Source organism: Maribacter sp. (assembly GCF_049667165.1).
Lineage (GTDB): Bacteria > Bacteroidota > Bacteroidia > Flavobacteriales > Flavobacteriaceae > Maribacter_A.
On record NZ_JBATHS010000235.1, the window covers coordinates 16401 to 35656 of the forward strand.

17 protein-coding genes are annotated in these 19256 nt (G+C 39.8%); 10 read left to right on the top strand and 7 right to left on the bottom strand.

Annotated features, from left to right (window positions below; genetic code table 11):
* Window positions 1-45: 45 nt before the first annotated feature.
* From WBM98_RS12080 to sqr, 5 genes are all read right to left on the bottom strand, one after another.
* Window positions 46-528, bottom strand: a complete 483-nt coding sequence (locus WBM98_RS12080) for a monoheme cytochrome C (RefSeq protein ID WP_424366278.1) — start codon at window positions 526-528, stop codon at window positions 46-48.
* Window positions 529-1749, bottom strand: a complete 1221-nt coding sequence (locus WBM98_RS12085) for a sulfite oxidase (RefSeq protein ID WP_424366279.1) — start codon at window positions 1747-1749, stop codon at window positions 529-531. It abuts the gene before it with no gap.
* 344 nt (window positions 1750-2093) lie between these two features.
* The gene (locus tag WBM98_RS12090; RefSeq protein WP_424366280.1) at window positions 2094-2624 is read right to left on the bottom strand and encodes a DsrE/DsrF/DrsH-like family protein; all 531 of its coding nucleotides are present in this window, start codon (window positions 2622-2624) and stop codon (window positions 2094-2096) included.
* A 40-nt stretch (window positions 2625-2664) separates the two neighbouring features.
* A complete protein-coding gene (locus WBM98_RS12095) occupies window positions 2665-2976 on the bottom strand; it encodes a TusE/DsrC/DsvC family sulfur relay protein (RefSeq protein WP_424366281.1) in 312 nt (103 codons plus the stop codon).
* A 31-nt stretch (window positions 2977-3007) separates the two neighbouring features.
* On the bottom strand, window positions 3008-4258 hold the full coding sequence (sqr, locus tag WBM98_RS12100; RefSeq protein ID WP_424366282.1) for a type III sulfide quinone reductase, selenoprotein subtype: 1251 nt from the start codon (window positions 4256-4258) through the stop codon (window positions 3008-3010).
* 466 nt (window positions 4259-4724) lie between these two features.
* On the opposite strand from sqr, the gene WBM98_RS12105 reads away from it, so the two are divergent.
* Window positions 4725-5972 carry an OmpP1/FadL family transporter gene (locus WBM98_RS12105; protein ID WP_424366283.1) on the top strand — a complete coding sequence of 416 codons (1248 nt, stop codon included), beginning with the start codon at window positions 4725-4727 and terminating at the stop codon, window positions 5970-5972.
* Window positions 5973-6035: 63 nt separating this feature from the next.
* Here the strand turns inward: WBM98_RS12105 and WBM98_RS12110 are convergent, their stop codons facing one another.
* Complete coding sequence (locus tag WBM98_RS12110) at window positions 6036-8333, bottom strand: TonB-dependent receptor domain-containing protein (protein ID WP_424366284.1); 2298 nt, start codon at window positions 8331-8333, stop codon at window positions 6036-6038.
* An 82-nt stretch (window positions 8334-8415) separates the two neighbouring features.
* Window positions 8416-8793, bottom strand: a complete 378-nt coding sequence (locus WBM98_RS12115; protein WP_424366285.1) for a hypothetical protein — start codon at window positions 8791-8793, stop codon at window positions 8416-8418.
* A gap of 410 nt (window positions 8794-9203) precedes the next feature.
* Between WBM98_RS12115 and WBM98_RS12120 the strand changes: the two genes are divergently transcribed.
* The 9 genes from WBM98_RS12120 to WBM98_RS12160 all read left to right on the top strand — a co-directional run bounded on the left by WBM98_RS12120 (window position 9204) and on the right by WBM98_RS12160 (window position 19105).
* On the top strand, window positions 9204-10535 hold the full coding sequence (locus WBM98_RS12120) for a cytochrome ubiquinol oxidase subunit I (protein WP_424366286.1): 1332 nt from the start codon (window positions 9204-9206) through the stop codon (window positions 10533-10535).
* 2 nt (window positions 10536-10537) lie between these two features.
* Window positions 10538-11614, top strand: coding sequence for a cytochrome d ubiquinol oxidase subunit II (gene cydB, locus WBM98_RS12125; protein WP_424366287.1), 1077 nt, complete (start codon window positions 10538-10540; stop codon window positions 11612-11614).
* A 192-nt stretch (window positions 11615-11806) separates the two neighbouring features.
* A complete protein-coding gene (locus WBM98_RS12130) occupies window positions 11807-13264 on the top strand; it encodes an NAD(P)/FAD-dependent oxidoreductase (RefSeq protein WP_424366288.1) in 1458 nt (485 codons plus the stop codon).
* Between the two features lie 10 nt (window positions 13265-13274).
* Window positions 13275-13415: a hypothetical protein gene (locus WBM98_RS12135; protein ID WP_424366289.1), complete on the top strand. Its 141-nt coding sequence runs from the start codon at window positions 13275-13277 to the stop codon at window positions 13413-13415.
* 134 nt (window positions 13416-13549) lie between these two features.
* On the top strand, window positions 13550-14185 hold the full coding sequence (locus WBM98_RS12140) for a DUF2202 domain-containing protein (protein ID WP_424366290.1): 636 nt from the start codon (window positions 13550-13552) through the stop codon (window positions 14183-14185).
* 317 nt (window positions 14186-14502) lie between these two features.
* Entirely contained in the window at window positions 14503-15258 is a 756-nt protein-coding gene (locus tag WBM98_RS12145; protein ID WP_424366291.1) for a DUF2202 domain-containing protein, read from the top strand.
* Between the two features lie 645 nt (window positions 15259-15903).
* Window positions 15904-16557: a uracil phosphoribosyltransferase gene (gene upp, locus WBM98_RS12150; RefSeq protein ID WP_424366292.1), complete on the top strand. Its 654-nt coding sequence runs from the start codon at window positions 15904-15906 to the stop codon at window positions 16555-16557.
* A gap of 138 nt (window positions 16558-16695) precedes the next feature.
* Window positions 16696-18000, top strand: coding sequence for a TolC family protein (locus WBM98_RS12155; protein ID WP_424366293.1), 1305 nt, complete (start codon window positions 16696-16698; stop codon window positions 17998-18000).
* A gap of 25 nt (window positions 18001-18025) precedes the next feature.
* Window positions 18026-19105 (top strand): efflux RND transporter periplasmic adaptor subunit, encoded by a 1080-nt coding sequence (locus WBM98_RS12160; RefSeq protein ID WP_424366294.1) that lies wholly within the window; start codon window positions 18026-18028, stop codon window positions 19103-19105.
* Window positions 19106-19256: the final 151 nt, after the last annotated feature.

The following is a 19256-nucleotide window of genomic DNA, read 5'->3' on the forward strand; positions in this document are numbered from 1 at the left end:
GGCCCGAAAAGCCCAGCTACGTTAAACAATGGGTGGCCTTGGTCTTTATTTCAAGGTGTACCATTGTATATCCTTTAAAATCTCGCGTCTCCCTTTTTGTGTGGGAGGATAATTGGTCACCAAATAATTGACGATTACGTCTTCATTGGGGCCTAAATCCCACAAGTTCTGTGTCGATTGCATCCATCGTATCGTTGATATCCACCGTTCTTTATTCATCCTATTCTGGGTCACTAATTTTGCCGAATGGCAATTGGTGCAATTGTTGACCACGGTCATCAATCCTTCCGCATCGACCAGCCCAGTACGTACATGAATGCCATTTTCTATTTTGTCAAAATCTTCCTCTTGAGCAACGGTCACCGCTGCTATTTCTTCAACGACCTTAGGTTCCGATTTTTTAAAAAGGTCAGGGTTGAACATGAGGAATAACAGGGTAAAGGCAGTTATCGCAAATAATCCAAAGATGCTAAGAAGCAAGCGATATATGGCCTTTACCAATAGTTTGAATTTCTTATGATCTTCCATTTATACGACCTTTATAGCGATTCTATGGCAAGCATTGTTCAAATATCCTTTTGGGTTCCAACCGGGTAACAACATCGGTTGGCTTATACCTCTTGAATCGGTTGCCTTTGCCCAGACTTCGTAATACCCTTTTTTTGGAAATTCGACCTTGGCATTAAAATGTTGCCATGCCAAACGATTCGCAGGTTTTTCAAGGGTACATTCTTTCCAAGTAGATCCAAAGTCGATGGAATATTCCAATTTTGATACTTCCAAATCACCGGCCCATGCATGCCCCCTAATATTCAAGGATTTGCCCATGCCAATGGTAGCTCCTGATTTGGGATAGGTAATCAATGACTTTACGGGCATGGATTCTATGATACACATATCCTCATCTTTCACTTTATCTCCTGGTTCTACAGGATTGCAGGGTACGCGATAAGCGTCGCCGGTCATTTTGGTGCCATCATGAACCACATTGCGAACACTGATACGGTTTACCCATTTTCCGGAAACTGAGGCTGGCCATCCTCCTGCAACAAGCCGAAGTGGATAACCATGTGCCAAAGGAATATCCTTCCCGTTCATTTGAAAGGCGATCAGGGTTTCATCCTGTAACGCTTTTTGCATAGGGGCACCACGTGAAATGGGTTCTTTTTTGGGATCGCGGCTAAGATGTACATCGGTGGCATGATAACCGATATAAATGGCATCATCCTTGATCCCTACATCGTCAAGTACGTCACGCAGACGAACCCCCGTCCATTCGGCACAGGAGACGGCCCCAATGGTCCATTGGTTTCCTTTGGCAGGAGGGTCGAACTCACTTCTGCCATTGCCTCCACATTCCAATGTTAATTGATAGGTGTATTGTTGAAATTTCGATTTCAATTCTGGCAAGGTATAGGTCTTTGGCTGTTTCACCGACTCCCCGTCAATGGTCAAAGTCCATGTATTTATATCGATATTCTCAGGAATCAATCCATTATTACGGATGAACATCGATGAATTTGGGGTGACCTTATCATCCAATAAGTGGGCTTTGGCCTCGATATTCCAAGGTTTGTCATTGAGAACCTCCATGCCCCGATCCTTATTGAACATTTTAAAAGGGTCTGGATCTTGAAGGGCCAAGGGTAGATACCCATTCGGCAATTTAGCGCCAAAAACTATCTCTGCCCCGATCAGGGTACTTAATGTGCCTAAGGCCGTTCGCTTAACAAAATTTCGTCTTTTCATTATAATGATTGAAATTCATTTTTTTTAAAATAAACATTTTTTGATTTCAATATATGTAACAAATGTTACAGTCATCTATTTTGGGCTATAAAAAAGTTACATAATTATGATTGGTAATATGCTCTAAATTCCTTAAATAAGTAATGCCGAACTATGATTTGGATCAGTAATCCATAAATCAATTAAAGTGTTTTATGATGGAATTTTTTTTGATAAAAAATAGGGGCCTAAGCCCCTATTTTTTAGTGATTATTAAATTAAAGAAGTACACTTATATAAAGAAAAATTGTGTTGCTTCTTGATTAGCTCAATTATGGTAATCGTAAATAGTTGGAATAGGTTGTTTATGTGAAAATAATTTGTGTTCTATCCCCATCACACAATTCATAAAATTCACCAATGGTAATTATACTATCAACTTCATCAGACAAATCTTCTTTCTTAAGTTTGAACATATCAACGGCCAATTTACAGGCGTAGATAGTACCACCACCTGCAGTGATCATTTCCAGAAATTCATCAACTGGAGGCATATCCAACGCTTCCATTTGTTTTCTCATCATACCTGAAACTGCGGTTTCCACTCCTGGCAATCCGCCAAGCATTGTAGGGAAAGGTAAACCTCCGGGCATTCTCATTGCAGGATTACCTGTTGTTGCAGTATGCAGGTGGTTCATTGATTTTTTAGTAATGCCGTCCAATCCAAAAAAGGTAAAGAATACATTGGTTTCTATACCTTCCATTACAGCTCCATTGGCCATAACCAAGGTGGCATAAACATCCTCTAAACTTCCCTTGGCACATATAATACAAACCTTTTCTAAAGGTTTTTTCTCTTTTATTACTGTTTTTACTTCTTTCTCTTTTGTTTCCATTTTTAATTTTTTAATTATTAAAAGGTACTAATAAAGTGACTTATATACAACTGGTCGGCTTAGGGATTCCTGCTATTTTTGACGAGAATTTTAAAGGCCCTTTTGGAAACAATTTATATAATTCCTTAATATCCACAATACCTGATTTTCCTACTTTTCGTATAGTTAATGCTTCTTTTGCAGCCGTTTTTTCGCGTAAATAATTAAGCACCTCAAAGTGTTTTGGCGTTAATTCTATTCCTATTTCACTTGCGATTTCATGGGCAATTTCTTCGTTCCATTGGGACATATTTTCAAGATATCCATCTTCTGAAACGTTTACTTCTACTCCTGCTATAGTTTTTACTGACATAATATTTAGTTGTTTAATTGTAAGTTAATAATTATTGTGTATCTGGTTTTATATCAAAAACCTTGCCTTTAAAACTCATATTTCGAGACACAAAGGGAATTGCGATTCCTTTTAACAGCATATTCCAATAAACCCATCTAAAGGCCAATTTCCCCCAATGGTTAAATACACTTTCCTTTAATAATCTTAAAGGACCGATTTTTGCAAAAGGAAATTTTCCATGTACTGGTTCTGTAACATAATTAAAATCAATTAATAAGGCTTTGTTATTTCCAGTTTCGATAAAACAATTCGCATGTCCGTCAAATTCTTTTTTCAATGGATATCCATCAATATATAAAAGAACATTATCTGTTAATGTTTCCGCTTGGAAATGTGCCACTGAGCCGGCTTTGGAAGCGGGTACATTAGTAGCATCACCAATTACAAAAATATTTTTATGCGCTAATGACTGCAGGGTGTTATGATCGGTAGGTATAAAATTCAGATCATCTCCCATACCTGATCTTTCTATTACTTCATCTCCCATGTTAGTGGGTATGGTTACCAAAAGATCAAATGGGATTCTACGATCTTCGTAATCAACAATTTCCTTTGTTTCATTATCTACCTCCATTATGGCAAAATCTGGTTCCAGATGAATGTCTTTCTCTTTTAAAAGATAGGCCAAAGCGGTTGAGCAGGTTGGTTTTGTAAAGGCTCCAGTAAGTGGGGTGACATAAGTAATGTCAACCTTATCCCGCATGCCTTTTTTACGAAAATAAGAATCGGCCAAAAAGGCGAACTCCAATGGAGCTACCGGACATTTAATTGGCATTTCAGTTATGTGGACAACTAGTTTTCCACCTTCCCAATCCCGTAATTTATCCCGTAAAGCTAAAGCGCCTTCGTAGGTGTAAAAATCGAAAATATCCTTTTTCCATAGTGGCCCAACCAAACCTTCGGTTTCTTCTGGGGCAATTTTTGAACCAGTTGCAATTATTAAGACATCGTAATCTAAAGTTTCATCTACCAATTCAACTTTATTTTCTTCAGGTATGATTTTCTCAATTTTTTTCTGAATATAGTTGACTTTCTTATGGATAAGGTTCTTTCCGACTTTTTTAACTTGATCTTCCGTATAGGTATCAAAAGGAAGAAAGAGGAACCCTGGTTGATAATAATGTGTTTTATATTGATCAACTATTGTTATATCCCATTCGTTATGGTAAAGTTTTGGCCTTAAGTGATTGGCCATCATCGTTCCTGATGTTCCTGCTCCTAAAATGACTAGATTTTTCATTTAACTGTATTTTATATGGAATAAAACTAAATCTGTTTTCGGGTATAAAGTTACACTCCAAAGTAGCTGAATTTTATGACAATTGTCATATGGCCGAACTTCTTTGTAACATTTGTTACAAAAGAAATTTTAATGTATACTCCTGAAAAACAATTATTTATATTTTTGTTCCTTACGATAACATCAATAAATGAGGGTCCAAACTGAGTTATTAGGGTTGCAAAAGACTAACTATGATAAATGTCATAAATCTTTAGCATTTTGGACAATAATTTTGAAGTGTTTTTAAATATTCAATAGATAACGTAAAAAGCTTATACTATCAATCGTAAAAAGTAGGGGCTTTTGAAATTCCAAAAACTAAATAATCATGAGAAAAACAATTCTAAATTTATCGTTTCTGATTTTTGCGACCGCTGCTTTGGCCCAGTCGGGACATATTATGCAAGGTGTAGGGGCAGTGAACATGTCAATGGGAGGTGCGGCCACAGGCCAACCTTTAGATATATCGGGGGCACTTCAATGGAACCCAGCGGCTATTTCAACTTTTGATGATAAAATCTTAAAGTTTGACCTCGGTCTATTCTTTTCTTCACCCGAATTGTCTTCTTCCTTACCCGCCGGAATGTTAGGGCCTGGAGCTCCTGGAGTTAGTGGTACAACAGCGGATGATAGAGGTTTGTCCCCAATGCCAGCCTTGGCTATGGTTTGGGGTAAAGAAGGAAGCAAACATACCTTTGGTGCTTCAGCATTTGGTATCAGTGGTTTTGGAGTTACATTTCCTGAAGAAGCGAACAACCCGTTGAGTGCAAGTTTCAATCCGATGGAAAATTCAAACCCCATTAACTATCCACAAGCGGCTATGGGATTTGGTCATATTGAATCTGATTATATGTTATTGCAAGTAGGTTTAGCGTATGCGTATGAATTAACGGATAAAATTTCTATTGGGATTCAGCCAAATATAGATTATGCGGCATTGGAATTGGCACCTAATCCCACCGCAAACCCAACGATGGCAGGATATCCAACCACAGATAAAGCTTCAGCAATTGGTTTTGGAGCTCAATTTGGAGTATTCTATGATTCAGGACTCGGATTAAAACTAGGAGCCTCATATAAAACAGCTCAAAAATTTGGGGAATTTGAATTTGAAAACACCTATTTGGATAATAGTACTGCCAAAAATAATTTCCAAATGGATTATCCAGCTATTTTCTCAGTTGGTTTTGGATATTCGACAGGGGATGTTGATTTAGCCTTGGACTTTAGAAGAGTCGATTATGAAAATACAGAAGGTTTTTCTAAAACAGGATGGACCCAAACAGCTTCTGTGGCCGGATTTGGTTGGAAAAATATATCAATCCTATCCGCAGGACTTCAATATAAGGGTATAAACAAACTACCATTGCGTATTGGTTATACCTATAGTTCAAACCCTATTCCAGAAGAAATAACATTTTTTAATATTCCAGCAACGGCGGTAATTAAAAATGCATATCAATTTGGATTAAGTTATGAAGTAAATAGTAATTGGCAATTAGATGCTGTTTACCATTATGGAGATAGTAATGGAGCAACAGAAGGAAGAATATTAAATCCAATGATGATATCACCGAGTAACCCGAATGGAGCCATTCCTGGATCATCGGTTTCCTACGAAATGACAACGTCTATGGTTATGGTCGGTATAGGGTATACATTCAATAAATAAAAAATAATCAAAAATTCGTTGGCAAGAATTTAAAACGGGGGCATTTGCCCCCGTTGTTGTTTCCTAGAATTTGTATTGTACAAAGGCCGATAAGTTCCTTCCTGGATCATTGATTGGTGTTCTACCAAAATCCGCCTGATTATTAAATGAGAAGTTCAAATGGTTATAATACGTCTCATCAAAAACATTCAATGCCGCTATACCTAAAGTGAGGTTTTTGAAGGGCACTACGCCCAAACGAAGATCCAATACTTCATAACCTGGAGTGGTTGTTTCCCCAAAGGAAGTTGAAATATCATTCTGTTCGGAGGTAATCCTATAGATCGCATTTACCCAAAACCGTTCCTTTTCAAACCCTAGTTTTAAACTGGTGGTCAAAGGGGGTACAAGGGGCAAGGATTCACTTAGATCTTTGTTTTTGGCATAGACATAGGCCAATTCCGTTGTAAAATTGAAGTCGTTCAAAAAATCCACTCCAGCGGAAACTTCGAATCCGGTTTTATAGGCCTTATCCAGGTTTCTAAAAACCTTAGGATTCACGGGTTCACTGGTTGGCATGAATTTTCGGGTTAGGGATTCGTCAATCACTGCAACAATATAATTCTCATAAAAAGAGTAGTAGAACGAGCTGGTGTAGGTAAAGCGGTCCGTAGAATTGTCCGATAAAGGAAGTTTACCAGAGAAACCAATTTCGAATTGATTATTGATTTCGGCATCCAAATTGGGGTTTCCGATATACTCGTATGCATCTTGGCCTACGTTAAAGTGATTGATTACGCGCTCGATCATATTGGCAGAACGGACACCTCTTCCATAGGCAAGCTCCATGATAAATCGATAGCTTGGGGCATATTTCAAGGAAACGGTACCACTGAGATTGTGTTCGTTCCTTTTATCCAGATCAGGGTATAAAGCGCCAAAATCGGCCTCGGGGTCCTTAATCTCCGAAGTAACCAGATCATAACGAAACCCTGTGGTCAAAACTGTGTTTTCGGATACACTATACTTGCCTTCGGCAAAAAGGCCCATGTCATTTATGTAGGAGTCTTGCCAGACCTTATCGATAAATTCAACGGGAGTAGGGAGGGGTCCCATCGCATTGCGTTTTACAAGTCGTGTGCGATTCCCATCCCGCGCTATATGCAAGGCATCCAATCCCGTGAAGAGGGTGAATTTTTCATTGGGTTTTAGCTTTAATTCGATTTTACCCCCTGCCGTAGTCGCATTGATCGCCGATACGGCATCGGTCATCATAAAACTCGGTCTATCCGTATTGCTCATAATGTGGTCTACATAACTATAATATAGTTTTGCATCGATATTCTTCACCGTACCACTTAGCCCAGTAAGTTTATAATCCACAGAAAGAATACTACTATCATCCAAATCGGTGTCCATGGGTAATCCTGCGTGGAGCACGTCCCTCCCGAAAGATTGTCTCCAATGGGCCTGTAAGCGCTGGTTTGGAGTAAAATTCAGACCTACTTTAACCCCATAATCCAAACTCCTGAACGAGGAGGGTATTTCCGTGCCATCACCATCTTCATAGTTGCCAAAATCCCTAAAACCAACATTACCGGTAATATCATATTTCTCGGTAGCCTGTTGTAATCGGGCCATGGACACCAATGATCCACCGTTACTTTCATAGCCCGCATGAACGCTACCATGCAAGCCATATTCACTGGCATCCGGAACTTGGGTCACCATATTCACGATTCCACCAAAAGTAGCACCATAACGCACTGTATAAGGCCCTTTGATGATTTCAATTTTTTCGATTTCTTCGGGGATCACGTGCGTCGTAATGGGGTCCATCCTGTTGGGACAGGCATGCATGGCTTTGGTGCCACCATCAAACTGCACGTTCAATTGTTCATATTGTGAGGCCCTAAAACTTGGGTCAATAGCATAGTTGCCCCTTTTGATGAGTGAAAAACCGTTGATATCATTGAACAAGTCCGCAACATTTCGAGGTTGCACGATCTTCTTTACATAATCATTGGTTTCTATCGTAAAAACAGGATCTATTCTTGAATTTCCGCTGACCATTACGCCTGGGATATGTATAGGAGCTTCTTCCAAAGTAAAGGAAACCGAGCCATCCTGGGGGGTAATGAATTTTTCAATGGTCAGATACCCTAAATAGGATATCTTTAGGTTCGCACCCTTTTCAGGAATCGATACTTCGAAATATCCATTGGTATCGGAGTGGGTTATCACTTTATTATTTACAAATATATGTGCTTCATTAACCGGATTGTTGTTTTCTTGGTACAAAACCTGCCCTTTGAAGTTCTGTGCACTGATCAGGTGACCGGCAAGCATACATGCCGTCACCAATAAATATTTTACATTCATTGTTGATTCTTTTAATTAAAGTTGTAATAAGCGCTGAGTGGAAGTATTGGATCATTCAGCGAAAAAAAGGGACGGAAGTATGCTAAGACCGCGGAGGTTGAATTTCTTCCTTTAAAAAACTGAAGTGATAGTGATTCGTATACCCATAATTGGCCATCTCGGATTCCCGGTCGCCAACAAAGTCATACGTCAAATTTTCTTCCAAAAAAAGAACGGTTTCATTCTTTAAAAGATCAATATTTATGGGCGGGGTATCGTCCTTGGATTCTTGCAAAAGCATTTTGGCCAAATAACACTTCCCATCACAATGCAATTCGGGCCGCGCTTTATTTTCGCAATAACGTTCAATGAAATCTTCGGTGAACAGGGCATAATACCCTAAAGTCCCGGCAATCTTCAGGCTACTGGTCAAGGTAATGACCAGAAAAAACATAGAGAAAATGAGCCTGCCTTTGTTCACGGGACAAATGTAATTTCTTTTTTTAGAATGAAAAGTGACATTAGTCACATTAATGCCAACAGCCTAAGATTACAACGTTAAAGTTGGGGTCTAGGGTTACCCTATAAAGGCCTTTTAAATGAGGTCGGCAGATGTAATCGATGCCACTGGTGTTACATCCCGAGGTGGATTCAAAATAAATAAGGGTGCGAAGAAAAGAATTTATTTGCAAATTCAAATGATTAAGATCATTGGTGGGTTGTTTTATTCCATGAAATTTTATACTTCGAAATCGATTGGGAGGTACTTTTTTATTTTTTTTTGGAAGTGTAACAAAGGTTGCAGCTTTTCTGTCTTTTCTATTGGAAATTTGGTCGCTCAAAACATGGGTGTATAAGCTCATGGCTCTTTTTATCTAAAATACCTTTGGTATGGATGACATGCTTTTTTATGATCGAATGCAATTTGCATTCACGATAACCTTTCATTATCTATTTCCGCAATTGACCATGGGACTTTCATTGATGATCGTTTATTTCAAATGGAAATTCTTGAGATCCAAATTGGAGAAATACAATGACGCCGCCAAATTCTGGATGAAGGTCTTTGCCCTGAACTTTGCCATGGGGGTGGTAACGGGAATTCCGATGGAATTTCAGTTTGGGACCAACTGGGCGAAATTTTCGGAACTTACAGGAGGGATCATAGGGCAGACTTTGGCCATGGAAGGTATGTTTTCCTTCTTTTTGGAATCCTCCTTTTTGGGATTGTTTCTTTTTGGGGAAAAACTATTGGGACATAAGCTTCATTTTTTAACGGGTTTTTTGGTGTTTTTAGGTTCTTGGGCCAGTGGTTTTTTAATCATTGCCACCCATTCCTGGATGCAGCACCCTGTAGGATATGAAATACTTGAAAATGGCAAATTCGTTCTAAATAATTTTTCGGCCCTGTTTTCCAATCCTTGGCTCTGGCCTTCATACCTGCATAATCAATTGGCTTCCGTAATAACCGCATCGTTTGTTGTTTCCGCCATTGGGGCATTTTATATATTAAACAACAAGCATAGCGAATTTGGAAAACTTTTTGTCAAAACAGGAGTAATTTTTGGTTTGATCTCGAGTGTTTTGGTCGCATTTCCAACTGGGGACTGGACTGCAAAGAATGTCGTGAAATACCAACCAGTGACCTTTGCGGCCATGGAAGGTATCTTCGAGACCGAAGAAGGGGGGTCTGGGATTGTATTGATCGGCCAGCCGAATATGCTCGAGAAAAAACTGGATAATAAAATTGCGGTCCCTAATATTCTGAGTTTTTTGACCTATCAGGATTGGGAGGCTGAAATAAAAGGATTGAATGATTTTGATGAAAAGGATTATCCCACGAATATTCCCGGCCTGTACTATTCCTATCATATAATGGTCGGTTTGGGGACTATTTTTATAGCATTGATGTTGCTGGCTTCCATTCAATTATATCGTAAGAAGTTATATAGGACCAAATGGATATTATGGTCGTTGGTATTCATGCTCCCTTTTCCGTATATCGCCAATACCACGGGTTGGTATACCTCTGAATTGGGTCGACAGCCTTGGTTGGTCTATAATCTGATGCGGACTAGTGCCGGGGCATCTCCTACCGTTTCCTCAGGGAACACCCTGTTTACCCTATTGGGGTTTATAGGACTGTACCTTTTATTGGGCCTTTTGTTTATAATGCTCGTCGGAAAAATAATCAATAAAGGGCCTCAAATTTTAAAACATTAAGTATGGAACTATTTTGGTATATCGTTTTAGTGACCATGTTGGCGGTCTATGTTATTTTGGATGGCTATGATTTTGGTGCAGGTATCATTCACTTGTTCTTTGCCAAAACCGAAAAAGACAAAAAAGCCATTACCAATGCCATTGGGCCCTTCTGGGATGCCAATGAAGTTTGGTTGATTGCTGCCGGGGGAGTATTGTTTTTTGCATTTCCGACCTTATATGCTTCTTCTTTCAGCGGGTTTTATTTGCCCTTGATCATGATTTTATGGCTGCTCATTTTCAGGGCGATTGGATTGGAACTCAGGGGACAGGTTCATAATAGCATGTGGCAAACTATCTGGGACAAGGCTTTTGGCATCGCAAGTTTGTTATTGGCCTTATTCTTTGGCGTTGCCCTTGGTAATGTGGTCAGGGGGGTTAATTTGGGGATGGTCGAAAATGGGATATCCACCCAAGAGGCCCATTATTTCTTTTTGCCCTTATGGAACCCTAGCTTAAGTCCACAAGCGGAACAATTGGGGATTATCGATTGGTTCACCTTGCTTTTGGGAGTGGTCGGGATTGTGGCCTTGACCATTCATGGGGCCAATTGGATTATATTTAAAACCAATTCAAGTTTGAACCCAAAACTGAGGAAGGTAGTCTATACCCTTAATTTTGTTTTATTGGCCCTTGTGGTTGCTTCCCTGTTGATTTGGCATATCATTGAACCCAACCCCTTTAAGAACTTTTTGGAGCATCCCATATTATGGCTTTTACCCCTGCTTACATTCAGCGGTTTGTTCGGATTGTTCAAGGTAAGGACCTTTAAAAAAGACGGAACGGGATTCTTGTTTTCATCCTTGTTCCTCTTGGGTGGATTGGCTTCTACCGTGGCCTCGATATTTCCAAAACTATTGCCATCGACCAATACCATAAATCCTTCTTTAACGCTCTATAATATGGCTGCGGACCCCTATGGGTTGTCGGTCGGCATGAATTGGTTTTTTATTGCCTTGGTATTGGTGATCGTCTATATGGTAGTGCAATATCGTGTTTTCAAGGGCAAAATGGATGATGTAGGTTATGGGGACCATTAAGAGGGCTTCAATACACGCAAATCGAACCTGTTTAAAGCGCAAATAATTAATGGAAGTGTAACAAAAGTTGCAGTATAGGTTGTCTTAAATGCTAAACTTTACAATCCAATACGAAGAAAGATTGCATATGACAGGGGTCATAGAAATCAAATGATTTTAAGTGTAGTTTTATTGGAATTTAAAAATAGTTAAATGTCAAGAATTGTTGTTTTGGGGGCTGGTATTTCAGGTCATGTTGCGGCTAGCCACCTACGAAGAAAACTTTCGAAGGAACATACGGTGACCGTGGTTTCCCCCAATGGCAATTATCAATGGATTCCTTCGAACATTTGGGTCGGAATCGGACGAATGAAACCAAAGGATATTCTTTTTCCACTCGCACCGTTGTATAAAAAGAAAGGGATAGAATTCAAGCAAGCTAAGGTCGTCACCTTTCACCCCGAAGGGGATTCAGAAATAGAGAAACCCTTTATTACGGCTGAATATGTCACCGGTGAGGCCCAGGGCACTACAGCAAAAGTCACCTATGATTACCTTATAAATGCCACAGGACCCAAGTTGGCCTTTGATATGACCGTAGGTTTAAAGCCTGCTACCAATAAGGCATATTCGGTATGTACGTACACCCATGCGACTGAAGCATGGCACGCCTTGGAGGTCTTGATCCAAGAGATGAAAAAGGGTAAAAAGGCAAAAATATTAATCGGCACAGGACATGCGAAATCAACCTGTCAAGGAGCAGCTTTTGAGTATATTTTGAATGTAGAGCAAGAACTTCGCAGGCACAATGTTCGGGAAAATGCCGAGATAACTTGGATAGCCAACGAACCTAAATTGGGTGATTTTGGTATGGATGGTATGTTGCTCAGTTATGGCAATAATATTATGAAGTCCAGCGAGATGGTCGAGATGGTCTTTGAGGACCGTGGGATTAAATGGATCATAGGGGCCGGGGTCAATAAGATTGAGGATGGCGTGGCCCATTATGAAACCTTGGATGGGGAATACAAATCGGAAACCTATGATTTTGCCATGTTGATACCCGCCTTTTCAGGGCATGGTTTTAAAGCGTACGATAAAAAGGGTGGCGATATTACGGAAAAATTATTTAAGGGTTTTATGATCGTTGATGCGGATTATACACCTAGACCGTATGAGGAATGGTCTGTTCAGGATTGGCCGGAAACCTATCAAAATCCATCCTATCTGAACATTTTTGCCCCGGGAATCGCTTTTGCTCCCCCACATGCCATTTCCAAGCCGAGGGTGAGTAAGAATGGAACCGCCATTTCCCCATCACCCCCGCGTACTGGGATGCCCTCAGGTATTACCGCTAAATTGGTCGCTGACAATATTATCGATACTATTAAGAATAATAAACCATCATTGCACCATAAAGGTTCAATGGGGAATATGGGAGCCGCATGTATTGCATCTTCAGGATATGGAATAACCAAAGGCAGTGGGATCAGTATTACGACGTTCCCCATAGTTCCCGATTATAAAAAGTATCCGGATACCCACGGAAGACGGCTAGGAAAGACTTTTGGGGAAATCGGTTTGGCCGGGCATTGGTTAAAATTGGCCCTGCACCATGCCTTTTTGTATAAAGCTAAAATGCGGCCTTTTTGGTGGTTGATACCCGAATAAAATATAGAAAATGACACGTAGAATATCAAAATCGAAACGCTTTGTAATGATGAATCCCATCATACAGTTCTTTAGGTTCATCTATTTAAGTTTAAAAATATTGGTCATTGTTGCTGGTGGCCATGGGGGAACCCGAAAGGTTAATCAATGACCCCCGATTTTTCATTGATTTGTTTGGTTGTTGAAAAAAGGCCCTGACGTTACTGTTAGGGTCTTTTTTGTGTAACAAATGTGGCTGTGGGGTTCGATTACAATTCGGAAATTTGTCTTAAAAAAATAGAGGTTATGAAATTTAAAAGTAAAACACAGTTCAAGAGCATTGGTTTGGCACTGTTGGCCCTGGTCGCTTTAGCAGCTTGTGACAACGATGAAACCGAAATTACGGGCACGGAGTTGAATGTTACTGATTTAACCTTGCAAGACGAAAATGCGCTGCTCTTTATGTTAGAGGAAGAAAAATTGGCCAGGGATACCTATGATTTTTTGGATGGACTCTATGGGATCAATCAATTTGCGAATATAAAAGTGAGCGAACAATCCCATGTTGATGCCGTGGCTAAATTATTGGACCAATATCAAATTGAATATACCCTTTTGCCCTATGGGGAGTTTGCCAATGAAGAAATGCAAAAGCTATATGATCAGTTTATGGAAAAAGGACAGATTGATGCTAGTAACGCCCTAGAGGTCGGTGCGACCATTGAAGATCTTGATATCGTTGATTTGGTTGCATTTATCGATGCTGCTACGAACCCAAGTGTAATCGGTGTATTTGAAAGCCTTCAGTGTGGTTCACGAAACCATCTTAGGAGTTTTGTCAGGGCTATTGAAAATTCAGGGGAAACATACGCTCCCCAATTCCTCACCATTGAGGAATATAATACCATAGTGGATAGTACCAATGAAAGGTGTGGTCCTTGAATGAAAAAATTTCCTTGATGGCATCATCTAGGATCCCGACCTGCTGTGATTCCATGAACGTTGGATCGATATAAAGTTGGTTTTAAGATAAATTGGTCATGTTCATTGATCAGTTTTTGTTTGGTTGTTGATAAAGGCACCTACCATTTTGGTAGGTGTCTTTTTTATTGAAGAATTGTTATAAAGAAAAACAAAAAAGAAACATTTAACACACGAATCTCAAACTATTGCTATTTGTCTAGGTCTAAATACAAAACAATGTGCTACTAAAATATAGTAATACGAACCAACACACATTTATAATTTAAATATATATCATGAAATTTAATAGAATAATTGAAATGCCCCTCATAGTACTTGGGTTCCTAACGTTTAGTCTGCTTATGGCCTGTACTGATAATGGTGAAAATTTATTGGAAGAAGAAGCATTGGAGAACTCGGTCGGTTTTCAAGAGGATCTAAACGTATCGGAAAATCCTGTTGATTCGCAGGAGGACACAGACGTAACGGAAAACCCTATTGATTCACAGGAGGAGTTACTTGTATTGGAAAATTCAGGGGATTCAGAAGAAGATATAAATGCTTTGTTATTTATGTTGGAGGAGGAAAAATTGGCCCGGGACACCTATATGTATTTGGATGAATTATGGGGCATTAATCAATTTGCCAATATAAAGCTCAGTGAACAGACCCATATGAATGCGGTAGCCAATTTATTGGATCAATACAATATTGATTATACCCTATTGCCAGATGGAGCGTTTGAGAATCAAGAATTACAGGATTATTATAATCAGTTTGTTGAAAAAGGGCAGATTGATAGGGTAAATGCGCTAGAGGTCGGTGCGACCATTGAAGATCTTGATATTGTTGACCTCGAAAACTATATCAATGCAAGCTCAAATGCCGATATTATATTGGTGTTTGAAAGTTTGCAGTGCGGTTCGCGCAATCATTTGAGAAGTTTTGTTAGGGGTTTGGAAAATTTAGGCGAAACATACGCTCCTCAATTCCTCACTATTGAGGAATATAATGCTATAATGGATAGCACAAATGAAAGTTGTGGTCCTTGAATGAAAAAATTTCCCTGATGGTATCATCTAGGATTCGGACCTGCTGTGATTCCATGAACGAGGGATCGATATAAAGTTGGTTTTAAGATAAATTGGTCATGATTATTGATCGGTTTTTGTTTGGTTGTTGATAATGGCCCTGACGGTTCCGTCAGGGTTTTTTATGTAATAAATGTCACCTAAAAAAAAGGTGTATTTGATTGACATAAAATAGGTTACATGATTAATATCATTGGGCCATAATGCGCCAAGGTATACTTTTAGGAAATTGCTAATTTTAAAAAATATATTATGAAAAAGAAATTGTTATTGGCAATACTTGTTGTTCTAGGAACTACATAGCTTACTGCCCAAGAAAGAGATCAAGACCGAATTCAAGATTTTAAATATTGAACTCAATGTTCCGATTCAATAGTAACATAAACAGTTCGTTTTTTTCTTTTACCCCAACATGGGTATTTCCACAAAGCAGTACAACCATTAGTATTTTGGATGCTGTTTTCGAGGAATATATGAAGGATGTGTTTTATGGGTCGGCAGGTATTGGTTATTGGTTTTTTACAAAGTAGGATAGCTTACGATTTAAGCTGTTTGTTAAGTTCAACCATCGATTATGCCGTAATTTTGAAGTTAAATATACAAAGTATGATAGTACATCATTTTGAGACGGAATTTTCGGTATTGAACCAGTTTATTGCGGAAATTAGGGATATTGAAATACAAAAGGATCCCATGCGTTTTCGCAGGAATATTGAACGTATCGGGGAGATACTGTGCTATGAATTGAGTAAAACCCTGAACTACGATACCAAGACCGTTCAAACACCTTTCGGCACCAAAAATATGGCATTGCCCATTGATAAGTTGGTGCTTTGTTCCGTTCTTCGGGCCGGAATCCCACTGCACAATGGTTTGCTGAATTATTTCGATAAGGCTGAGAATGCTTTTATCTCGGCCTATAGGAATCACCCAAACGGAGGGGATGAATTTGAGGTAATCGTTAAATACTTTGCCGCACCTAGTCTAGGTAATAAAACCTTGATCCTTACCGATCCCATGCTGGCAACAGGAAGAACTTTGGAGAATGTCTTTAATGTATTGAAAACCCATGGTGAACCAAAGCAGATCCATATTATTTCGGTCATAGGTTCTAAACAAGGGGTAGCCTATATAAAAAAGGTTTTTCCCGAAGGCACCCATTTGTGGATAGCCGCCATTGACGATGAACTGACCAGTAAAGGATATATAATTCCTGGGCTAGGAGATGCTGGCGACCTATCCTATGGCGTAAAGCTATAACAAAGGTAACCTTAGTGGTTTGCCCGATATTTAGTTCTTATGGGTTTTTTCTTAGTAACATATGTTACAATATTGGGTAACATATGTTACTGTCAAGTCTAATGTCACCTTCTAATTTTGCTTCAAATTAATTAAACAATGAATAAACTACTTTTGATACTGGCTTTTTTCAGCGTTATCCTTTCTACGCAAGCACAAGAATCGGTGTTGATTACAAAGGAGGAAGTACTTGCCAAGGTACTTGCTGAAAACAATACCTTGAAAATTTCTGAACAGGAGGTATTGGCGGCCCAAGGGGATTATAATCAGAGCAATGCGGTCCTGCTTCCCAATATCAGTATTTCACATACGGGAATTGCGACTACGAACCCCTTAATGGCCTTTGGTTCAAAGCTCAATCAAGAAATATTGACCCAGGCCGACTTTAATCCATTATTATTGAATGATCCCAATCAAATTGAGGATTTCGCCACGAGAATCCAAGTACAGCAACCGCTGTTGAATTTTGATGGACTCTATCAACGCAAGGCTGCGAAGGCCAAATTCAATGCGACACAACTGCAGGCTGAACGCAAGCAGGACTATATTGAATTAATGGTAGACAAGGCATACATGGAGTTGCAGTTGTCCTATAAAACCGTAGCGGTATTGGAAAAGGCCAAGGAAGCTGCTTTAGAGAACAAACGCTTGGCCGTTAATAGTTTTAAGCAAGGGTATTTACAAAAATCGGATGTCTTGGCCGTAGAGGTCCGGGTAACAGAAATTGATAACCAATTGCAATATGCCCGGAGTAATGTCAAGAATGCTTCGAACCAACTCTCTGTGTTGATGAATGATGAAAGTTATCTGATTTTGCAACCCACCGATTCCCTATCGGTCATTACCAATACCGTCAGTTTTGAAAGTTTGCCTGAGAACAGAAAGGATATCCTAGCGGTTTCCAAGGCATCTGAGGCGTATCGACACATGTACCAATCGGATAAAATGAGTTTTTTACCGCGCCTAAACGCCTTCGGTACGTACGAGCTTCATGATGATGAGGTGTTTCAAGGCGATGCCGATGGTTACCTATTTGGGGCAGAATTGAAATGGGACATATTCGAAGGCTCCAAACGCTTTGGTAAAGCCAAGAAGAGTCGGGCGGAATTTGAAAAATCTAAATTGGAACTCAACCAATATAAGGCAGAAAGTCAGGTAGAGCTGAATAGGGCCATGCGTATGCTTCAGGATGCCAAAAACAATCTGGAGCTTACAGCTTTGGCCTTGTCACAATCCAAGGAATCCTTGCGGATAAGGACCAATCGTTTTGAACAAGGCTTGGAGAAAACCACCGATTTATTGATGGCCGAAACACAATTTGCCCAGAAGCAATTGGAATTTTATGCGACCATTTTTCAACATAATTATGCCTTGGCATATGTTCAATTTTTAACCAAAGAATAATTCAACAGCTATAAAAAATATCAAAATGAAGAATACATTTATTTTAGGAATGATTGCATTGGCACTTTTCACAGTTAGCTGTGGGGATGGGGATAAAAAAATCGTGGCCGAGGATACCGAAGCAGTAAAGGTGTCCGTGAATTCGGTAGCGGCGGAAAGTGGTAATTCATTTTTAACGGCCAGTGGAAAGATCGAGGCGGTCAACAGTGCGAATTTAAGTACGCGAATGATGGGCTTTGTTGACAGAATATATGTCAATGTTGGCGATAAGGTAAAAAAAGGCCAGCAATTGATCAGTATAGCCGATACTGATCTATCGGCTAAGTTGGCCCAAGTCAATGCGGGTATTACCGAAGCCACAGCAGCCTTCACCAATGCTGAGAAAGATTATAACCGGTTTACGGCCCTATTTGCCGAAAACAGTGCTTCCCAAAAAGAATTGGATGATATAACTGCCCATTATAACATGGCCAAGGCCAGATTGGAAGGGGCTGAACAAATGAAAAATGAGGTAAATGCCCAATTCTCATACGCCAACATACGCGCGCCTTTTAGTGGTACCGTAACCAACAAGTTCATAAATGTCGGTGATATGGCCAATCCCGGTATGCCTTTGATTGCCATTGAATCTCCGGGGAATTATGAGGTAACCGCAATGATCCCTGAAAGCGAGATTTCAAAGATAAAATCAGGCACCGCGGTAGATATCCTTATAAAATCAATGAATGAAACGGTAAAAGGAAAAGTCACCGAGGTAAGTTCATCAGCGAAAAATACGGGAGGTCAGTATTTGGTCAAGGCGATCCTTGAACATACCGATGCCAACATACTATCTGGGATGTTCGCCACCGTTCAGTTTCCCGTCTCACGCGAATCGGATACGGTTGCTATGACACTGATTCCAAAATCGGCCCTTGTTGAAAATGGGGGATTGAAGGGGGTTTACACCATTAGCGATCAAGATAGGGCACTTTTGAGATGGTTGCGATTAGGTAAGACCTATGGCGAACAGGTTGAAGTTCTTTCTGGCTTAAGTAGTGATGAGCAATACATCATTTCGGCCGAGGGCAAGTTATTTAATGGGGCCAAGGTTACGTTACAGTAAACAGTTGGATAAGGGATTAGAATCAAGAATCAAGACCGAAGAAAAAAGCTAAAAGATGCAAGAAGGAATATCAGGTAAAATAGCAAAAGTTTTCATCAATTCTAAGTTGACCATATTGCTTATGGTCGCATTGATGGCCATAGGCGTATAT